Raw genomic sequence first — 19264 nt, 5'->3', positions numbered from 1 at the left:
GAGGTTCTATGAAGACCATCGAGTCCCTGGGCGACCTCAAGGGCAAGCGCGTCCTCGTCCGCTCCGACTTCAACGTCCCGCTCGACGCGGACAAGAACATCACCGACGACGGCCGCATCCAGGCCGCCCTGCCCACCCTGCGCAGGCTCCTGGACGCTGGCGCCAAGGTCATCATCACCGCCCACCTGGGCCGCCCCAAGGGCCAGGTCAACCCTGACTACTCGCTGGCCCCCGTGGCCAAGCGCCTGGCCGAGGTCACCGGCGTGCAGGTCACCCTGGCCGACGACACCGTCGGCGAGTCCGCCAAGGCCGCCGTCGCCGCCCTCCAGGAGGGGCAGATCGTCCTGCTGGAGAACGTGCGCTTCAACGCCGCTGAGACCAGCAAGGACGACGCCGAGCGCGCCGCCTTCGCCGCCGAGCTGGCCGCCCTGGCTGACGTCTTCGTCTCCGACGGCTTCGGCGTGGTCCACCGCAAGCAGGCCTCCGTCTACGACGTCGCCAGGATCCTGCCCTCCGCCGCGGGCCTGCTGGTGGGTAAGGAGATCGAGTCCCTTTCCAAGGCCGTCAACGACCCCGAGCGCCCCTACACCGTGGTGCTGGGCGGCTCCAAGGTCTCGGACAAGCTCGGCGTGATCGCCAACCTGCTGGGCAAGGCCGACCGCCTGCTCATCGGCGGAGGCATGGGCTTCACCTTCCTCGCCGCCCAGGGCTATGAGGTGGGCACCTCCCTGCTGGAGAAGGACCAGGTCGACACCGTCAAGGAGTACCTGGCCACCGCCAAGGCCAACGGCGTCGAGCTGCTGGTGCCCGTGGACGTCGTCGTCGCCCCCGAGTTCAAGGCGGACGCCCCCGCCACCATCGTGGACGCCGACTCCATCCCGGCCGACCAGATGGGCCTGGACATCGGCCCCAAGACCGCCAGGCTCTACGCCGAGGCGATCGCCACCTCCAAGACCGTGGTGTGGAACGGCCCCATGGGCGTCTTCGAGTTCGAGGCCTTCGCCTCGGGCACCAAGGCCGTGGCCCAGGCCATCTCCGAGTCCGCGGCCTTCTCCGTGATCGGTGGTGGCGACTCTGCCGCCGCCGTGCGCACCCTGGGCTTTGACGAGTCCACCTTCTCCCACATCTCCACCGGCGGCGGCGCCTCCCTCGAGCTCCTTGAGGGCAAGGTTCTGCCCGGCATCTCCGTACTGGAAGGCTGAAACACATGAGCAACCGCACCCCGCTGATGGCGGGCAACTGGAAGATGAACCTCGACCACCTGGAGGCCAACCACCTCGTCCAGGGCCTGGCCCTGGAGCTGAAGGACCACGGCCACGACTACTCCAAGTGCGAGGTCCTGGTCATCCCTCCCTTCACGGACATCCGCACCGTGCAGACCATCGTCGAGGCCGACGAGCTGGGCATCAAGTACGGCGCCCAGGACGTGTCGGTCCACGACAACGGCGCCTACACCGGTGAGGTCTCCACCGCCATGCTCACCAGGCTCGGCTGCAGCTACGTGGTCATGGGCCACTCCGAGCGCCGCGAGTACCACAACGAGTCCGACGAGCTGGTCGGCGCCAAGGCCCGCAAGGTGCTGGACGCCGGCATGACGCCGATCCTGTGCTGCGGCGAGGCCCTGGAGGTCCGCAAGGCGGGCACCCACGTGGACTTCGTGCTCGGGCAGATCCGCGCCGCCCTCAAGGGCTGGAGCGCCGAGGACGTCGCCAAGATCGTCATCGCCTACGAGCCCATCTGGGCCATCGGCACCGGCGAGACCGCCACCGCCGACGACGCCCAGGAGGTCTGCGGCGCCATCCGTGCGGCCCTCCTGGAGGACTACGGGCAGGCCACCGCTGAGGCCACCCGGGTGCTCTACGGCGGTTCCGCCAAGCCCGGCAACATCAAGGAGCTCATGGCCCAGGCCGACATCGACGGCGCCCTGATCGGTGGGGCCTCGCTGAAGGCCGACTCCTTCGCGGAGATGTGCCGCTTCTACGCCTGACCCGGACGTCGGCCCCGACCAGCGCTGCGGTCCGGCAGACCGCGCCCGCAGAAGCTGGTAAAGGCTGGTAGCATGGCAGGCAATGGGCTGTGGTGCCCGTAACCTCACACGTAGGGGTTACGGGCACCACGCCTGTTCTTGGCTATGATCAGCCTCGTAGGCAGCGGCTGCTGCCCGCAGCCAGAAACCCAATCCCGGTAAGGAAGGGACCGTCCAGTGGACGTTCTGCGAATCATCCTCCAGGTGCTGCTCGTGCTGTCGAGCTTCTTCCTGATCATGACGATCCTCCTGCACAAGGGGAAGGGCGGCGGCCTTTCCGACATGTTCGGTGGAGGCATCTCCTCCTCGGCAGGCTCATCCGGGGTGGCCGAGCGGAACCTGAACCGCATCACCGTCGGGGTGGTTCTGCTCTGGTCAGCCACCATCGTGGGCCTGGGCCTGCTGGCCCGTTTCGTCTGAGCCGGAGACGGATACGGCCGCTGACAGGCCCCCGCACGATCCCCGTGGTGACGCCCTGGAGCGCTCACTGCGGGGATATCTTGCGCACCTGCGGGTGGAGCGGGGGCTGAGCCCCAACACCCTGGGCGCCTATGAGCGGGACCTGCGTCGCTACTGCACGCACCTGCGCTCCCGCGGCGTGAGCGAGCCCGGCCTGGCGGGGGAGGGTGACGTCACCTCCTTCCTGGAGGCCCTGCGCACCGGCACCGACGGCGGCCGGGTGCTGGCTGCCTCCTCCGCGTCGCGCGCCATCACCGCAGTGCGGGGCTGGCACCGCTTCCTCCTGGCAGAGGGGGACACGCAGGCGGACCCTTCCGCGGCCGTGCACCCGCCTCAGGTGGGCAGGCGTCTGCCCAAGGCCCTGGCCGTGGAGGAGGTCACCCGGCTCCTGGAGGCCGCCAGCCCGGACGACTCCCCGGTGAGCCTGCGGGACCGCGCCCTGCTGGAGCTCCTGTACGCCACCGGGGCCCGCATCTCTGAGGCCGTCAGCCTGGTGGTTGACGACCTGGACCGGGAAGGCGGCTGCCTGCGGCTGTTCGGCAAGGGCCGCAAGGAGCGCATCGTGCCCATGGGACGGCTCGCCTGGGAGGCCCTGGATGCATACCTGGTGCGGGGCCGCCCGGTGCTGGGTATGAAGGGCCGAGGGGCTCCCCAGGTCTTCCTGAACACCTTGGGCAGGCCGCTGTCACGCCAGTCCGCCTGGGCGGTGCTGCAGACGGCGGCCGCGCACGCCGGGCTGGGCCAGGAGGACACGGGCGGGCGCGTGTCCCCGCACACGCTGCGCCACTCCTTCGCCACCCACCTGCTGGCTGGTGGCGCCGACGTCCGGGTGGTCCAGGAGATGCTGGGGCACGCCTCGGTGACCACCACCCAGATCTACACCAAGGTGACGGTGGACCACCTGCGGGAGGTCTACGCGACCAGCCACCCCCGCGCCCGGGGCTGAGCGCTGCCAGGACCGGTGCCCCAGCAGCGGAAAGCGCGCCACCTTCCGGCACAGTGCCACCAGTCTCGGCTACTGTGGGCACGTGAACGACTCAGTGCAGCCCGGCCTCCTAGACGCACCTGCCTCTGAGCAGGGGGTGGACTTCCCTGAACCTGCTCCGCTGAGCTCCCACGGACCGGCGCGGATCATCGCCATGTGCAACCAGAAAGGTGGCGTGGGCAAGACCACCACCACCATCAACCTGGGGGCGGCGCTCGCCGAGTACGGGCGCAAGGTGCTGATCGTCGACTTCGACCCGCAGGGGGCGGCCAGCGCCGGGCTGGGGGTCAACGCCCACGAGATGGACCAGACCATATACAACCTGCTGGTGGACTCCCACCCGGACGTCACCCAGGTGATCGTGCCCACCGCCGTCCCGGGCCTGGACATTGTGCCCGCCAACATCGACCTGTCGGCCGCCGAGGTCCAGCTGGTCAACGAGGTAGCCCGGGAGCAGGCCCTGGCCCGGGTGCTGCGCTCCGTGCTGGACGACTACGACCTCATCCTGATCGACTGCCAGCCCTCTTTGGGCCTGCTGACCATCAACGCCCTGGCCGCCGCCCACGGCGTCGTCATCCCGGTGGCCGCCGAGTTCTTCGCGCTGCGCGGCGTGGCCCTGCTCGTGGACACCGTGGACCGGGTGCGCGACCGTCTCAACCCCCGCCTGGAGATCGACGGGATCCTCACCACGATCGTGGACACCCGTACCCTGCACGCCCGGGAGGTGCTGGAGCGCCTGGACGAGGCCTTCGGCGACCAGGTGCTGCGCACCTGCATCCGCCGCACCATCAAGTTCCCGGACGCCTCCGTGGCGGCCGAGCCGATCACCGTGTACGCCCCCAGCCACTCCGGCGCGGAGGCCTACCGCCTGCTGGCCCGCGAGCTCGTAGCCCGCGGTGATGTCGCCTGAGGCCACAGGCACCGCGCCCGGCGCCGTCGAGGCCCTGACGCCCACGGACAGCGCCTCCGCCCGGGTCCCCGGCTTCCAGGTGGCACTGGCCCAGTTCGAGGGCCCCTTTGACCTCCTTCTCACACTGATCGCCCGCAAGCGGCTGGACGTTACCGAGCTGGCCCTGGCGGAGGTCACCGACGAGTTCCTGGCCCACATGCAATCAGACTGGGACCTGGGGCAGGCCAGCGAGTTCCTGGTGGTGGCCGCCACCCTGCTGGCGCTCAAGGCCCACCGTCTGCTGCCCTCCACCGGGGAGGAGGACACAGAGGACCTGGAGCTGCTGGAGGCCCGCGACCTGCTCTTCGCCCGGCTGCTGCAGTACCGGGCCTTCAAAGAGGCTGCGGCGGCCCTGCGGAGCATGTCGGAGGCTGCCAGCCGCTCCCACCCGCGGCGGGCGGCCCTGGAGCCGCACCTGGCGGCCCTGCTGCCCCAGCTGGTAGCCACCATCAGCCCGCAGGACCTGGCGCGCCTGGCGGTGGCGGCAATCACTCGTCCCCGGGAGGACGGCGTGCAGACCGTCCACCTGCACGAGACCACCGTGCCCGTCAGTGAGCAGGTGGCCCTGCTGGCGCTGCGGCTGCGCCAGCACCACACCCTGACCTTCTCCGAGCTGGTCGCGGACGCGCAGCGCACGGCCGTGGTGATCTCCCGCTTCCTGGCGCTGCTGATCCTCTACCGGCAGGCCAGCGTGGAGCTGGAGCAGGGCAGCGTGCTGGGGGAGATCACCGTGACCTGGTGCGCCGGTGCGGACGACATGACCGGGCTTAGCACCACCGACCTTGAGGAGGAGTTCGATTGAGCCGTGCAGCACAGTCCCCGGAGCAGGGCCAGCTCAGCGCCGTCGCCCCCCAGCGGCTACGGGCCGCCGCGGAGGCGGTGCTGATCGTGGCGGAGGAGCCCGTCAGCGAGGCCGCCCTGGCAGAGGCCCTGGGGGTGGAGGAGGCGCAGGCCCGCGAGCTGCTGGAGTCCCTGGCCGCCGAGTACGCCGGGGAGCTGGCAGGCACTAGTCCACGGGGCTTCGTGCTGCGGGCGGTGGCGGGCGGCTGGCGCCTGGCCTCCAGCCCCGAGTTCTCCGACCTGTTGGAGCGCTTCGTGGTGGGCGGGGCGACGGCGCGGCTGTCGCAGGCCGCCCTGGAGACGCTCGCCGTCATCGCCTACCGCCAGCCCGTCACCCGGGGGCGCGTGGCGGCGGTGCGGGGCGTGAACGTGGACTCGGTGGTACGCACCCTGCTGGCGCGCGGCCTGATCGTGGAGGACGGGCAGGAGCCTAGCGGGGCACTGCTGTACCGCACCACCACCGAGTTCCTGGAGTACATGGGCCTGCGTAGCCTGGAGGAGCTGCCACCACTGGCGCCCTACCTGCCGGAGGCCTCCGCGCTGGGGGAGATTGAGGAAGAGCTGGACGGGAGGAGCCTGCGATGAGCCGTGAAGAGGAGCTGGACCTGGGGGCTGAGGAGTTCTACGACGAGGACGACCTGGAAGAGCTCCCGCCTAACGCTGACGCCGCCGAGCTGGCGGAGTTTGACGCCACGGCTCTCAGCGAGGAGGAAGAGGCCGCCGCGCTGGAGGCGGCCCGCCGCGCGAGCCGGGGCGGGGAGGAGGACCCGCACGTCGCCCAGGGGCAGCGCCTCCAGAAGGTGCTGGCCCACGCCGGAGTCGCCTCCCGGCGGGCCGCCGAGCTGATGATCGCCGCCGGGCGGGTGCGCGTGGACGGTGTGGTGGTTAGGGAGGTAGGGCTGCGGGTGGACCCGGTCAGCCAGGAGATCCGCGTGGACGGGCAGCGGATCCTCACCGACCCGGACGTGGTCACCCTGCTGCTGCACAAGCCGGCGGGCATGGTGTGCACCATGGACGACCCGCAGGGGCGTCCCACGGTGGGGGAGTACGGCCGCCGCTGGCTGGCGGAGCACGCCCAGGAGCTGCCTACCACCGGTGAGGTGCGGCTGGTGCACGTGGGCAGGCTGGACACGGACACGGAGGGGCTGCTGCTGCTGTCGAATGACGGCGAGCTCTCCCACCGGCTTATGCACCCCAGCTATGAGATCTCCAAGACCTATGTGGCGATCGTGGAGGGGCAGGTGGAGGCCTGGGTGCCGCGCAAGCTCCGGCGCGGCATCGAGCTGGAGGACGGGCCGGTGGCCGCCGACAAGGTGGTGGTCAAGGATTCCGGCCCGGCGGGCAGCATCGTGGAGCTGAGCCTGCACTCGGGGCGCAACCGGATTGTGCGGCGGATGCTGGAGGCCGTGGGGCACCCGGTGCTGCGGCTGGCCCGCACCCGCCTGGGGCCGTTGAGCCTGGGGGGCCTGCGGCCGGGGGAGGCCCGGGTGCTGACGGCCCGGGAGGTCCAGTCGCTGCAGCAGGAGGTCGGCCTGTGACTGCGGGCCCGGGGCCTGCGGCCGGGGCCGAGACGGCGGCCACGGGCGGGGTACCTGCCGGGCCTGGCTGCGGGGCCGCTGAGGCTGGTGGCTCGGCGGTGAGCGGTGCCGGGGTGGTTCCAGCCCTTGTTCGTACGGGCTCCGGCGACGGCGCGGCGGCGGGGTCTGTTGGTGCGGCTAGCGGGGCCGCTAACGGTCTTTCCGGGCTGGGTGGTCCGGCTGCGGGCCAGCACCGGGGGCCGGACGCGTACCAGGTGGCCACCAAGGGGCCGGTGCTGGTGGTGGGCACCGGCCTGCTGGGGACCTCCCTGGCCCTGGCGCTGACGGCCGCCGGGGTGGAGGTACAGCTGGCTGACACCTCGCCGACCTCGCTGGCCCTGGCACGGGACATGGGGGCGGGGCAGGTGCGCACCGTCGCCAGCCCGGAGCCCGCCCTGGTGGTGGTGGCCACCCCTCCCGACGTCGCCGCCGCCGTCGTGGTGCATGCCCTGCGGGAGCACCCGCAGGCGGTCGTCACTGACGTGGCCAGCGTGAAGGCCCGTATCGCGGAGCAGGTGGCTGCCGCCGGTGAGGCAGCGCGGCGCTACGTGGGCAGCCACCCCATGGCCGGGCGGGAGCGTTCCGGCGCGGGGGCCGCCCACTCGGAGCTGTTCGTGGGGCGCCCCTGGGTGCTGGTGGCGGGGCAGGCCGACCCGGCGGCGGTGCTGGAGGTGCGCAACCTGGTGGTCGACGTCGGGGCCACGCCGGTACGCATGGAGGCGGCCGAGCAGGACGCGGCCGTGGCGGCGGTCAGCCACCTGCCCCAGCTGGTGAGCTCGCTGCTGGCGGCCCGGCTGGAGAGGCTGCCCGAGTCGGCGCTGGCCCTGGCGGGGCAGGGGCTGCGGGACACCACCCGGATCGCGGCCTCGGACCCGAGGCTGTGGGCAGCGATCCTGGTGGGTAACGCCGGGCCGGTCAGCGTGCTGCTGCGCGAGCTGCGGGCGGACCTGGACGAGCTTATCGCGGGCTTGGAGCGGGAGGCATCCGCCAGGGCGGAGCAGCCTGAGCCGCAGGGGACTGGGCTGGAGCGCACCTCAGGGGCCGCCGGGGTGGCTGCGACAGCCGGGAGGACGGCTGCGCAGGCCGCGACGGCCGGTCCGAGAGGGCTCGTGCCCGGCGGTGCGGCAACGTCGGGAACTGCGCCTGCTGCGGTGGAGCCAGGCAGCGCCGGAGGAGCGAGCGGAGCACTGAGGGCGTCGGAAACTGCCCTTGCCCCGGAGGCCCGGGGGAGCACGGGGCTGGTGGCGCCGGGCGCCGTCGGGGCGATCATGCAGGTCATGTCCCGGGGCAACGCGGGGCAGGCACGGATCCCGGGCAAGCACGGAGGCGCGCCGAGGCGGTACGCGCAGGTGCAGGTGCTCGTGCCTGACCAGCCGGGGGAGCTGGGGCGGCTGTTCTCCGAGGTGGGTGCTGCGGGGGTCAATATCGAGGACTTCGCGATGGAGCACTCGCCGGGGCAGCGGGCCGGGGTGGCGATGCTCTCGGTGCTGCCCGGTGCCGCCCAGGGGCTGGAGACTGCCCTGGAGGAGGGCGGCTGGCGCCTGGTGCGGGCCTGAGAGCCTGGGCGGCGGCAGCCGGTTACGCGGCAGGCTCGCGCCGCGGTCTGTTCTGCTGCGCCGACCGGGACGGTTATCCACAGGTTCTCCACAGAAATGTCAGGGTGGACCGATCTCGTGGTACATACGTCCCGGTCTCACGGTTCATATGTCCCGGTCTCGCGAGACCGGGACATATGAACCGTGAGACCAGTGAGGTAAACCTAAGTACAAGTTCCTGTAGACCTCCGGGCGTCAGCGACGGACCTCCTAGCAACAGTGGCAGGCGGCTGGCACAACCGTGACAGGCCGAGACAGACCTCCGTGCAACCGTGACAGGCGGCTGCGGCAATAGCGACCGATCTCATCCGCCGCCACCGCAACTGGGGCGGCCGCACGTGGCAGGCTAGGCCCAGGAACCGCAGAAACCGGCCACATCAGGCCCTGTCCCCAGGAGCACCCATGGGAATCGTCGTCGCCATTGACGGGCCGAGCGGCTCAGGCAAGTCCACCGTCTCCAAGCGTGTGGCCCACGCCCTGGGCCTGGCCTACCTGGACACGGGCGCCATGTACCGCGCGGCCGCCTGGTGGTGCGAGCACAGCGGCGTGGACCTGTCGGACGCCGCCGCCGTCACCCGCGCCGTCAAGACCATGCCGCTGGACATGGGCCTGGACCCGCAGGACCCCGGCGTCGCCTGCGACGGCCAGGACATCAGCCAGGCGATCCGCGACCCGCACATCTCCACCGTCGTCTCCCAGGTGGCCACCAACCTGGAGGTGCGTGCGGAGCTGGCCCGCCTGCAGCGCGAGATCATCCAGCGGGAGGCCCTGGGCCTGAGCGGCTGCTTCGCCGGGGGCGCGGGCATCGTGGCGGAGGGCCGGGACGTGACCACGGTGATCGCTCCCGACGCCGAGGTGCGGCTGCTGGTCACGGCCTCTGAGGAGGCTCGCCTGTCCCGCCGGGCCAAGGACCTGGAGGCGGCGGGCAAGAGCGTGGACGCCGCCGCCTTGCGTGACCAGGTGGTGCGCCGCGACCGGGACGACGCCACGGTCTCCCAGTTCCTGACCGCCCCCGAGGGAGTCACCCTGGTGAACTCCTCCGACATGACCCTGGAGGAGACGGTCGAGCACGTCCTGGACCTGGTGGAGGAGGCCGTCAGCGCCGAGGCCGAGCTGGACGCCGAGCAGGCCCTGCAGGTGCAGGCCATGCGCCGGGGCCTGGAGGACTACGAGCTGGACGAGGCGGACCTGGCCCTGCTGGAGGAGGACCAGGAGGTGCCCCTGGCCGCCCGTGTGGAGGCCGGGCTGCCGGTGCTGGCGGTGGTGGGGCGCCCGAACGTCGGCAAGTCCACGCTGGTCAACCGGGTGCTGGGCCGCCGCGAGGCCGTGGTGCAGGACACGCCGGGGGTGACCCGGGACCGGGTCTCCTACCCGGCGGAGTGGGTGGGGCGCCGCTTCACCATCGTGGACACCGGTGGCTGGGAGGTGGACGTGGAGGGGCTCGACGCCGCCGTCGCCGCCCAGGCCGAGGTGGCTGTGGAGATGGCCGACGCCGTGCTGCTGGTGGTGGACGCCCAGGTGGGCATCACGGACACGGACGCCCAGGTGGTGCGGATGCTGCGCCGCTCCGGCAAGCCGGTGGTGCTGGCCGCCAACAAGGTGGACTCCCCGGCCCAGGAGGGGGACGCGGCCGCCTTGTGGAACCTGGGGCTGGGGGAGCCGTTCCCGGTGTCGGCCCTGCACGGTCGGGGCAGCGGGGACGTGCTGGACGCCTGCATGGCGGTGCTGCCGGAGGTGTCCCAGGTGGCGCCGCCAGCCCCGGAGGGGGACCTGCACCGGGTGGCGCTGGTGGGGCGGCCGAACGTCGGCAAGTCCTCCCTGCTGAACTCCTTGGCGGGCGCGCAGCGCGTGGTGGTCAACGAGCTGGCTGGCACCACCCGGGACCCGGTGGACGAGGTGCTGGATCTGGACGGCCGCAAGTGGGTGTTCGTGGACACGGCGGGTATCCGCCGCCGGGTGCGGCAGACGCGCGGCGCCGACTACTACGCGGTGCTGCGCACGCAGGGCGCGATCGAGAAGGCTGAGGTGGCGGTGGTGCTGCTGGACGCCTCCGAGCCGGTCACGGAGCAGGACGTACGGGTGATCCAGCAGGCGGTGGACGCGGGCCGCGCCCTGGTGCTGGTGAACAACAAGTGGGACCTGGTGGACGAGGAGCGGCAGAAGATGCTGGCCTGGGAGACCGAGCACGACCTGGCGCACGTGTCCTGGGCGCCGCACATCAACCTGTCGGCCTTGACGGGCTGGCACACGAACCGGCTGGTGCGGGCCCTGGACGCGGCCCTGGAGGGCTGGACGACGCGGGTGCCCACGGGCAGGCTCAACGCCTTCCTGGGGGAGCTGCAGGCGGCCACCCCGCACCCGCTGCGCGGCGGCAAGCAGCCGCGGATCCTCTTTGGCACCCAGGTGCAGGCGGCCCCGCCACGGATCGTCATCTTCACGACCGGGTTCCTGGACGCCGGTTACCGGCGCTTCATTGAGCGGCGCCTGCGTGAGGAGTTCGGTTTCGTGGGCACGCCCATCCAGATCGGGGTGCGTGTGCGCGAGAAGCGCGAGCGCAAGCAGAAGCGCTGAGACGACGGTGGGGCGGCTGGAGTAAGGCCGTCCTGGTCGGAAACGGGACTGGCATACGGCGGCTGCGGGCATCCCTTGGTGGGTGGCCTTGTACAGAGCGCTGAGCACTTAGGCGCAGGCAGCGTTGATGTCGTGGGTCGAGTCGGGCTCCACGGGTGAGACTCAGAAGGGGTAGCCCGCGTGGTCGGTTAGGACCTGGAGGTTGCCGCCAAGGTGCTTGTGTTTGACGGAGTACCGCAGGTGCTTGCCAGAGGTGCAAGCCGGTCGGTGGGTATCAACGTGTTGTCCAGCCACAGGTAGGGCACCAGCGTCCACCATGTCCTTTAGCGTGGCGATCAGGTCTGGTGGATACTGGCTGACCACGTTCAGGGCTTCGTACAGTTACCGGTAGGCGATGGCCAGCGAGATGCCGGTATCCCCGGCCGGGACACGCATACTGGTCGCCTCAACGAGCCACAGCTGCACCAGGACGGCATGGATCCGGTAGGCAGCCGCCCGCTGGTGGGGCGGATGTTACGGACATTGCGTGGGCGGTCAGCCAGGCGGACACAGTGCGGGCAGTGGCCTTAGGTAGGTCAAGGATGGCAGGATAGGATGGCATGCGGAAATCTCTCAGGAGGTGTCGAGAAAACATGATCGTAGAAGGGCGTTGCTAGTCCCACCCTCATGCTATAGGACTACAGCGTACTTGCCCCTTATTACTCCGCGCCGCCACATTCTAGCTCATATATATGATGAACTTATCATTCCTTTGTGATGGTCGTCTAAGCAGGTCTTTCATGTGATGGTACCAGAATGCGGCAAGATAGCCGAGTTACCTCACTCACGAATAACACAAGGAGGCAATATGGGCAACGATGATCTTTCATCGAAAAACAGAACGAGCAAAGCCGTAACTAAGGCAGAAAGGATAAAGAATACGAGCGCTCAGGAAAGTGTTTCGCCCGAGAGTATAGGTGTCACAACTGTTGAAACAAAGCGTACTAGATCTGCCTATTTGTCATTCCCGGTCAAGGGGATTGTAAAACAGTTTCGAGTGGCCGCTGCCACGATTGTCGTATTTTTACTAGTAGCCATAGTTTCCGTCTACGGTTTGCGAAGCTTTGAACCGTCCCAGAAGCTGTATTTCAAGCCTAAGGTCTACGATCGTGCTGACAGGATGCGTGTGGGAGGAATCAATCTAACAATAAGAAATAGCGGTAAAAGTAACGTAGTCATAGACCAGGCGTGGGTAACGATAGACGACTACAAATTCTTAAGGGCATGCCCCCAAGGGCTTGGTGATGGCGGACTCTTAGAGCCTGCCGCATGTAGGGTGGTCGAACTGCCGATAAATCCTACTCTTGGTACAAGAATAGACATAGATCTTGGATCGGGGCTGAATATTCGCGCCAATGACGCCGAGAGTATTAGTTTTCCAATTAGAATGCTGGGACAAGATCACAGCACGCTTAACGTGTACTTGTATAAACTTAGTCTCACTCTCAAGCAAGATGACGGAACTGTTCACAAACTACCTAATCCAATTATTGTTTCACTGCCTTTCGGAGACTTTAGTGCCGTTCATCGAATCTGGGTGCCCGATGAACTTATAGAGTTGGGTGAGGATGGGCGTAAAACAGTTTCCAAAAAACAAGATATCTATAGAGCTGCTTCGGTGGGAGGTGAATATCTTACTGAGGTGCGGGCCTGCTATGAGGATAATGATGCTGCGCTCCGGGAGATCATTACCGAAGATGCGGTGCTTTCTCCAAACTTTTCAAGTCTGCGAGAGGGGCTCAACACGGGCAGACTTGAAGAAAAGAACTTCCGTGACTATCCTCTGCCCACTTCCTCGGGTGTTCCGTGCTTATAGTATGATAGAAAGAAGTTTGACAGTGCTACTGTGGCTCGGTAATAACAGGGCTAACAAGTTTGATTATAGGCGTTATGGGTGAGTGACACGGGAGTCACGCTCCGTCGTTACTTGACAGCGGCACCTAAGTGATAGATTGCAATTCAGTCTCACGTTTCTAGAACAATTTAGGCGTCAACTAAGAAAATGTATAGCACGAAAAGGTGTGTCCGTTAGCCACTAGTGCGATCTTGTTGGGAAACAGCGTAACTGACTATGTCACATGTCGGCTTGGGAGGAGTCATGATAGAATAAACGACAACGTCTGGTAGCAGTTCTTGAGCCACGGGGTGGTCGTGCTAGGGAAGTGATCTCAGCATCAACTCTGCCGATGAAGGAACTGGCAGCACGTTAGGTAACTAGCGGGAGAAAATCGTCAAGGTTGTGACTCAGGTAAAAGAGTTCAGCATTTCCTTGGCTTGTCCACTGGGTCATCTAAAGGTGTTGACTGTGCAGGTAGCGGAAAGGTTCCTGGACGAGGAACTCAGCGGCCAGCTCGGGACGTGGGGAGTATTATCATTGTCCGGATTTAAGTAGTGTCGATTACATTTTGAGTCTGAAGCAACCCGCGCGAATCTACAACCAAGCCCACTGTTACGCAAGAAAGAGAGCGCGTAGAACACAAAGTTAATAAGTCGTTGAAAAACTAACTGCGTCGAACTTCATGCAATTACATCATCCACGATCAGTCAGGAACATGGTTAAATAGAATGAACAAGCAAAAGAAGCGGAATGCGGGGCGAAAGCTTTTTTATCTGATTGCTGCATGGACCGCGCTATCTATAGTGCTTTTTTTGTTTTTAGTTTGGTTCTGGGGGGACATGAAACCTTGGTCCCGGGGGTGGCTGCAGAAAAAAACGCAGGATAGTGTGGAGGTAATGCAGCCCACGACGCCTTCAGATCCTCTGTCTTCCCCTAGCGCACGGTCAGAAATAATAGAGAAATCTGACCATATCCCTAGCAATGGTGCGGCACTCGATATTGCGAGAATTACATTGACGATCATAGGTGGTATAGGAGCAGTAGGGTATCTCGTTATCAAGTTCCGCGAACGAGCGAGTGCGGAGCTAGAAGAATCCCGGCTCGACCAACGTGAAGCAGAGACAAAGCTCCTTGCTGCTGTGGAACAACTAGGAAGTGGTTCGCCGCAAGTGCGTATTGCGGGAGTGTATGCGCTGGCGGATGTGGCAGACCGCTATCAAGGAAGTTACCGACAACGAGTAGTAGACATTTTGTGTGGATATCTACGTACTGAAAGAGGTTGCCGGGAACCTGCTGTCGAAGAAGATATTAAGAATATGGTAGTTGTCAACGGGAGTAAATGTCTGCATACAGATGGCCCCGTAGAGTCAACGGTTCTGACCGTACTAGCTCAACACTTGCGTCAAGCCAGAGAAGGGGCAGGTGAACAGGATGTTGTGATACAGGAAGTGGAAAACGACCAGCTCTGGTGCGACTGTACTCTAGATCTGCATGGCGCGGTACTTGTGGAGCATCTAGATCTTCGTAATGCAACTATCAACAGTTTCATAAACTTCTCCGGCACACAATTCTTGGGTCCCGCTACTTTCCTGAGTTCAAGGCTATATCAAGCCAACTTTTGGAATTCGGACTTCCATGACATAGCCATTTTCGGCGGGGTGCATTTCTATAGTAAAACCATGTTCTGTGAAACGCGATTTCATGAGTATGTCGATTTCGATCGGGCAGGCTTTGAGGGGGTCGTTAACTTCGATGAGGCGGAGTTCCGTTGCGACGCAAATTTTTCGAACACCTACTTTGGTGGAAAGTCGACCTTTAAGGAGGCGAAGTTCAACCAAGAGATTAAAGATGATGGACGTGCAATAGTATTGCCAGAAGGGGTTCCACTAAACCCAGAAACCGGCCTTCCTTGGGGTGCGAGCTGGGTTCAGTTTGCAGATTAGTTAACTTCACTAGAAAGGCTTCCGCTAAGAATGCTCACTGATGCAGTTTTCGCCCAATAGGATGCCCCTTTAGTGTGTCTCAAGCTGTGGCAGCCAGTTCGGGGGTTGTCCCTATGTGGTGTGTTAACTGCCACGAGTAGTTTTGTGGCTGGTCGTGGGTCGTAGAGGGTGCCGTTGCGGATCATGGTGTGAAGGGTCAGGATGCGGCGGTGGGCCAGGGCGAGGATAGCCTGGTTGTGGCGTTTGACTTGGTCGCGTTTGCGTTGGTAGTAGGCTTGGGAAACTGGATCGGATCGCAGGGAAGCAACGGCTGACAGGAACATGGCTCGTTTGTGTGAGGTTTTCTCATCAGGGTGGGACGGGTCTGTAGCCTGTATTCAGGTTGAGGATGACCAGTGCGGTGCCGGTGATCTTGGTTATTGTTCGGGGTTTGAGGGTGACTCGTTGGAGCGCTTTGAGATTCTTGAACAGGGCGTTTGCTTTCTCAGCCGGTGCTTTCATGGTGCCTTGGATGGTGTTGTAGACTTCCTGCTTGGCGTCCAGCTCCTTGCCTTTGAACGGCGTCTTGGTGCGGACCCCAGAGACCTGTTAGCCCTTGTCGGCCAGGGTTGGCGTCTAATTGGCGGCGGCGTTTTACAGGGAGCCGAGCACATGGGTGCGGGCGGTTGTGATGTCGTGGGCCGAGCCGGGCTCCACGGGTGAGACCCACACCGGGTAGCCGGTGGAGTCGGTCCGGACCTGCACGTTGCTGACGAAGGCCTTGTGCTTGCCGGAGTACCACAAGCGCCTGCCAAAAGGCCCCTTGCAGGCGATCCGGTCGGCACGGATCAGGGTGTCGTCCAGGCACACGTAAGGTTCCTTCGCCTTGGCCAAGTCCTGGAGGGTCTTGATCAGGTCGGAGGCATGTCGGTGATCACGACCAGGCTCTCGTGCGGGTGCTGGTAAGCCGTGGCGGTCGACACGCCGCTTTCCCTGGCCAGGACGCGCATGCTGGTGGCCTCGATGAGCCACCGCAGCACCATGACCGTCTGGGGCTAGCAGGTCGCCGCCCGCTGGTGAGGGCGAACGTCACTAAAGCGTCGATGATCGGCAAGCACCTGGAGACGGTGTAGGCAGCAGCCTCAGGTACGTCAAGAATGGCACAATAGGACAGCACGCGGGGGCCTCGCATTCAGAGCAGATTCTTTGGTCAAGACCCATCCTGACTGTGTTCCCCGCGCGCCCCCTACACGACACGCACCCTGCCCACCACCCACTCCGGTGAGAAAACCTCGTTGATGTGTTCCGAAGCGCTTCCCTTCCCGTCCGGCTCTTGGTCGTAGACGGCTGGCATGGGCGGGCCTCTTGGATACAAGAGCGGTGTGGGTCCCCGATGTCTGTCACTCAGATGACTACTGGTGAGCCTCCTCGCCTCGGCCGGGAAGTGATCCCGGGGGAGCCGGGTTGTGAGCGCCTAAGAGTGTCGGCGTGAGGTGTGCAGCGTCTTGCTGGCCAGCAGATCGGGATGCGACCTCCGGCAGTTACCTGCGGTTACCGGCAGCGGGAGGGGCCTGCGGTTACACGTGGATCGACAGATTATGGCGGAAAGAGGGGAACAGGCGCCTGCAAACCTCGGGTGCACGACCAGCCCCATTTGGCCGCCCCCTTACAGGGCGTCCTGGGGCGCGCCCCGAGGCCGGTACCGCCAGCGCTAGGCGCTCCGGCACCCTGGGCATAAAGGCCAAGACCTTGCCCGCCTCCCCGGTGGCTGGTCCCCGCGCTGGGCGTACACGGGCCGGGCGGAGAGGACGGCCAAGTGGCTGAAGATCACCGGCACCGCACCGGGCACGTAAGGGGGCGGCCCCCTGCCCGCCTCTCAGCGGTGGCTGGCCCTCACCGGCACTGGACGCCCACGGGCCAGGACGTCGTTCTTGCGGAGGTCCGCTAGGACCAGGGCCCCGCCTTGAGCGCATAGGCGCTAGTGCCAGCGCCTGCACCAGCCGCAACGTGTCCGGATTGATGACAAAGGGCTCGGACCAGCGCCAAGCCCCATCACAGAACCGCATGATTGCGCGGCTCTCGTCCGGCCACACAGGCCCACCAGCGGCTTTCGTCATCAATCTGGACATTTGACCGCCAAGGACGCCACCTGCCCAAGGCTCCCACCCTGCGACCACGCGCCTGGGCCTAGACTGTCCGCATGATCAAGCCTGTTGACGCCACCAAGACCGCCGCCTGGAAGACCCTCACCGCGCTCCACCAGGACTTCAAGCCGGACATGCGCGCCTGGTTCGCCCAGGACCCGGGCCGCGCGGAGCGCTTCTCCTACGAGATGGGTGACCTCTTCGTAGACCTGTCCAAGAGCTTCCTGACCGACGACCTGCGCGACGCCCTGGTCCAGCTCGCCCAGGAGGTGGACCTCCCGGCCCGCCGCGACGCCATGTACGCAGGCGAGCACATCAACGTCACCGAGGACCGCGCTGTCCTCCACACCGCCCTGCGCCGCAAGGACACCGACAAGCTCACGGTCGACGGCCAGGACGTCGTCGCCGACGTCCACGAGGTCCTGGCCCAGGTGTACGCCTTCGCTGAGAAGGTCCGCTCCGGGGAGTGGAAGGGCGTCACCGGCAAGCCTATCGCCACCGTGGTGAACATCGGTATCGGCGGCTCCGACCTGGGGCCCGTCATGGTCTATGAGGCCCTCAAGCCCTACGTCAAGCCGGGCCTGGAGTGCCGCTTCATCTCCAACATCGACCCCGCCGACTGCGCCGAGAAGGTCAAGGACCTGGACCCGGAGACCACCCTCTTCATCATCGCCTCCAAGACCTTCACCACCCTGGAGACCCTCACCAACGCCCGCATGGCCCGCGACTGGTTCCTCGGCGCCCTCCAGGAGCGCGGCATCAGCACTGACGGCGCCATTGCCAAGCACTTCGTGGCCGTCTCCACCGCCCTGGACAAGGTCGCCGAGTTCGGCATCGACCCGGCCAACGCCTTCGGCTTCTGGAACTGGGTGGGCGGCCGCTACTCCGTGGACTCCGCCGTAGGCACGGTCCTGGCCGTGGCCATCGGCCCGGACGGCTTCCGTGACCTGCTGGCGGGCTTCCGCGCCGTCGACGAGCACTTTGCCACCGCCGAGCCCGCCCAGAACGTACCCATGCTCATGGGCCTGCTCAACGTCTGGTACGTGAACTTCTGCAAGGCCGCCTCCCACGCGGTGCTGCCCTACGCCCAGTACCTGCACCGCTTCCCGGCCTACCTGCAGCAGCTCACCATGGAGTCCAACGGCAAGACCGTCCGCTGGGACGGCACCCCCGTGACCACGCAGACCGGTGAGATCTTCTGGGGCGAGCCGGGCACCAACGGCCAGCACGCCTTCTACCAGCTGATCCACCAGGGCACCCAGCTCATTCCCGCGGACTTCATTGCCGTGGCCACGCCCGCACACCCCACCAAGGACGGCGGCGTGGACGTGCACGAGCTGTTCCTGTCCAACTACCTGGCCCAGACGGCGGCGCTGGCCTTCGGCAAGACCGAGGCGGAGGTGCGCGCCGAGGGCACCCCGGAGGAGGTCGTCACCGCCCGCGTGTTCACCGGCAACAAGCCCACCGCCTCCATCCTGGCCCCCGCCCTGACCCCCTCCGTGGTGGGCCAGCTGATCGCCCTGTACGAGCACATCACCTTCACCCAGGGGATCGTGTGGGGCATCGACTCCTTCGACCAGTGGGGCGTGGAGCTGGGCAAGAAGCTCGCCCTGCAGATCGCCCCGGCCGTCCAGGGTGACGAGGCGGCGCTGGCGGCCCAGGACGCCTCCACCCAGCAGCTGATCCGCCGCTACCGGTCCCTGCGCGGCTGACGACGACGCCGCCCGCCCAGCACCCACTGCGAGAGAGGAACAGGCATGAAGGAGATGACCACGGCGGAGCTGCGCGCCCGCGTGCAGGCAGGTGAGGCACCAGGCAGCAGCTACACGCTGCTGGACGTGCGGGAGCCCGACGAGGTGGCGGCCACCGCTATCGACGGTTCCCTGCGCATCCCACTGTCCCAGGTGGTGGAGCGTATGGGCGAGCTGGATCCGGGCGTGCCCACCATCGTGCACTGTGCCGGTGGCACCCGCTCCAAGCGGGCCATCGCGGCCCTCCAGGAGGCGGGTTTCCAGGGGGAGCTCGTGAACCTGGCTGGGGGCGTGCGCGCCTGGAACCAGGAGGCCTGAACCGTGAGGCTGGGCCGGGGTGCTGGCTGGGCCGGGTCCCGGTGGGGCCACCAGCCAGCACCCCGGTGACAGGCGTCACGGGCTGAGAATTTCAGTCTGGGCGGGCCGGTGGGCTAAGGTTCTACTCGTTCCGAGCGGACCTGCTCCGTGAGGCAACGGGCTGTGGCGCAGTTTGGTAGCGCACTTGACTGGGGGTCAAGGGGTCGTGGGTTCAAATCCCGCCAGCCCGACCACAAGCCGCCGGGTAACCG

The 19264-nt window shown here is 66.1% G+C and carries 14 protein-coding genes, 1 tRNA gene and 2 pseudogenes; 15 read left to right on the top strand and 2 right to left on the bottom strand.

The features are described 5' to 3' along the window. Positions 1-8: 8 nt before the first annotated feature. From JG540_RS05460 to JG540_RS05405, 12 genes are all read left to right on the top strand, one after another. On the top strand, positions 9-1202 hold the full coding sequence (locus JG540_RS05460; protein WP_200274664.1) for a phosphoglycerate kinase: 1194 nt from the start codon (positions 9-11) through the stop codon (positions 1200-1202). Between the two features lie 5 nt (positions 1203-1207). Then, positions 1208-1987, top strand: coding sequence for a triose-phosphate isomerase (gene tpiA / locus JG540_RS05455; RefSeq protein ID WP_200274663.1), 780 nt, complete (start codon positions 1208-1210; stop codon positions 1985-1987). A gap of 216 nt (positions 1988-2203) precedes the next feature. Beyond that, complete coding sequence (gene secG, locus JG540_RS05450) at positions 2204-2446, top strand: preprotein translocase subunit SecG (protein ID WP_200274662.1); 243 nt, start codon at positions 2204-2206, stop codon at positions 2444-2446. Positions 2447-2513: 67 nt separating this feature from the next. Beyond that, complete coding sequence (locus JG540_RS05445) at positions 2514-3431, top strand: site-specific tyrosine recombinase XerD (RefSeq protein ID WP_200278144.1); 918 nt, start codon at positions 2514-2516, stop codon at positions 3429-3431. 82 nt (positions 3432-3513) lie between these two features. Next, the gene (locus JG540_RS05440; protein ID WP_200274661.1) at positions 3514-4380 is read left to right on the top strand and encodes a ParA family protein; all 867 of its coding nucleotides are present in this window, start codon (positions 3514-3516) and stop codon (positions 4378-4380) included. Further along, the gene (locus tag JG540_RS05435) at positions 4370-5221 is read left to right on the top strand and encodes a segregation and condensation protein A (RefSeq protein WP_200274660.1); all 852 of its coding nucleotides are present in this window, start codon (positions 4370-4372) and stop codon (positions 5219-5221) included. Before JG540_RS05440 ends, JG540_RS05435 begins: the two co-directional genes overlap by 11 nt. Beyond that, positions 5218-5844 (top strand): SMC-Scp complex subunit ScpB, encoded by a 627-nt coding sequence (gene scpB / locus JG540_RS05430; protein WP_200274659.1) that lies wholly within the window; start codon positions 5218-5220, stop codon positions 5842-5844. Before JG540_RS05435 ends, scpB begins: the two co-directional genes overlap by 4 nt. Beyond that, entirely contained in the window at positions 5841-6797 is a 957-nt protein-coding gene (locus JG540_RS05425; protein WP_200274658.1) for a pseudouridine synthase, read from the top strand. The genes scpB and JG540_RS05425 overlap by 4 nt, the downstream gene beginning before the upstream one ends. A gap of 206 nt (positions 6798-7003) precedes the next feature. Further along, positions 7004-8392 carry a prephenate dehydrogenase gene (locus tag JG540_RS05420; RefSeq protein ID WP_407648353.1) on the top strand — a complete coding sequence of 463 codons (1389 nt, stop codon included), beginning with the start codon at positions 7004-7006 and terminating at the stop codon, positions 8390-8392. Between the two features lie 441 nt (positions 8393-8833). After that, a complete protein-coding gene (gene der / locus JG540_RS05415; protein WP_200274657.1) occupies positions 8834-11002 on the top strand; it encodes a bifunctional cytidylate kinase/GTPase Der in 2169 nt (722 codons plus the stop codon). A gap of 847 nt (positions 11003-11849) precedes the next feature. Next, positions 11850-12857: a hypothetical protein gene (locus JG540_RS05410; RefSeq protein WP_200274656.1), complete on the top strand. Its 1008-nt coding sequence runs from the start codon at positions 11850-11852 to the stop codon at positions 12855-12857. A gap of 749 nt (positions 12858-13606) precedes the next feature. After that, on the top strand, positions 13607-14821 hold the full coding sequence (locus JG540_RS05405) for a pentapeptide repeat-containing protein (protein WP_200274655.1): 1215 nt from the start codon (positions 13607-13609) through the stop codon (positions 14819-14821). 158 nt (positions 14822-14979) lie between these two features. Here the strand turns inward: JG540_RS05405 and JG540_RS10330 are convergent. Further along, a pseudogene (locus JG540_RS10330) lies at positions 14980-15153 on the bottom strand (IS110 family transposase); the annotation flags it as partial. Positions 15154-15169: 16 nt separating this feature from the next. After that, positions 15170-15977, bottom strand: a pseudogene (locus JG540_RS05400) (transposase family protein). Positions 15978-17000: 1023 nt separating this feature from the next. Between JG540_RS05400 and pgi the strand changes: the two are divergent. From pgi to JG540_RS05385, 3 genes are all read left to right on the top strand, one after another. Continuing rightward, the gene (gene pgi, locus JG540_RS05395; protein WP_200274654.1) at positions 17001-18656 is read left to right on the top strand and encodes a glucose-6-phosphate isomerase; all 1656 of its coding nucleotides are present in this window, start codon (positions 17001-17003) and stop codon (positions 18654-18656) included. 45 nt (positions 18657-18701) lie between these two features. Further along, positions 18702-19013, top strand: a complete 312-nt coding sequence (locus JG540_RS05390; protein ID WP_200274653.1) for a rhodanese-like domain-containing protein — start codon at positions 18702-18704, stop codon at positions 19011-19013. A gap of 156 nt (positions 19014-19169) precedes the next feature. Next, positions 19170-19246, top strand: a tRNA-Pro gene (locus tag JG540_RS05385). The last annotated feature ends 18 nt before the right edge of the window (positions 19247-19264 follow it).

The sequence above is a fragment of the Actinomyces weissii genome (assembly GCF_016598775.1).
In the GTDB taxonomy this organism is placed as follows: domain Bacteria; phylum Actinomycetota; class Actinomycetes; order Actinomycetales; family Actinomycetaceae; genus Actinomyces; species Actinomyces weissii.
This window is presented reverse-complemented; position numbering and strand designations above follow the sequence as displayed.

Excerpts from the sequence above, each read along its gene's own strand:
- JG540_RS05460 (WP_200274664.1), top strand. The coding sequence starts at position 9 with ATGAAGACCATCGAGTCCCTGGGCGACCTCAAGGGCAAGCGCGTCCTC.
- tpiA (WP_200274663.1), top strand. The coding sequence starts at position 1,208 with ATGAGCAACCGCACCCCGCTGATGGCGGGCAACTGGAAGATGAACCTC.
- JG540_RS05435 (WP_200274660.1), top strand. The coding sequence starts at position 4,370 with ATGTCGCCTGAGGCCACAGGCACCGCGCCCGGCGCCGTCGAGGCCCTG.
- JG540_RS05425 (WP_200274658.1), top strand. The coding sequence starts at position 5,841 with ATGAGCCGTGAAGAGGAGCTGGACCTGGGGGCTGAGGAGTTCTACGAC.
- der (WP_200274657.1), top strand. The coding sequence starts at position 8,834 with ATGGGAATCGTCGTCGCCATTGACGGGCCGAGCGGCTCAGGCAAGTCC.
- JG540_RS05410 (WP_200274656.1), top strand. The coding sequence starts at position 11,850 with ATGGGCAACGATGATCTTTCATCGAAAAACAGAACGAGCAAAGCCGTA.
- JG540_RS05405 (WP_200274655.1), top strand. The coding sequence starts at position 13,607 with ATGAACAAGCAAAAGAAGCGGAATGCGGGGCGAAAGCTTTTTTATCTG.
- pgi (WP_200274654.1), top strand. The coding sequence starts at position 17,001 with ATGATCAAGCCTGTTGACGCCACCAAGACCGCCGCCTGGAAGACCCTC.
- JG540_RS05390 (WP_200274653.1), top strand. The coding sequence starts at position 18,702 with ATGAAGGAGATGACCACGGCGGAGCTGCGCGCCCGCGTGCAGGCAGGT.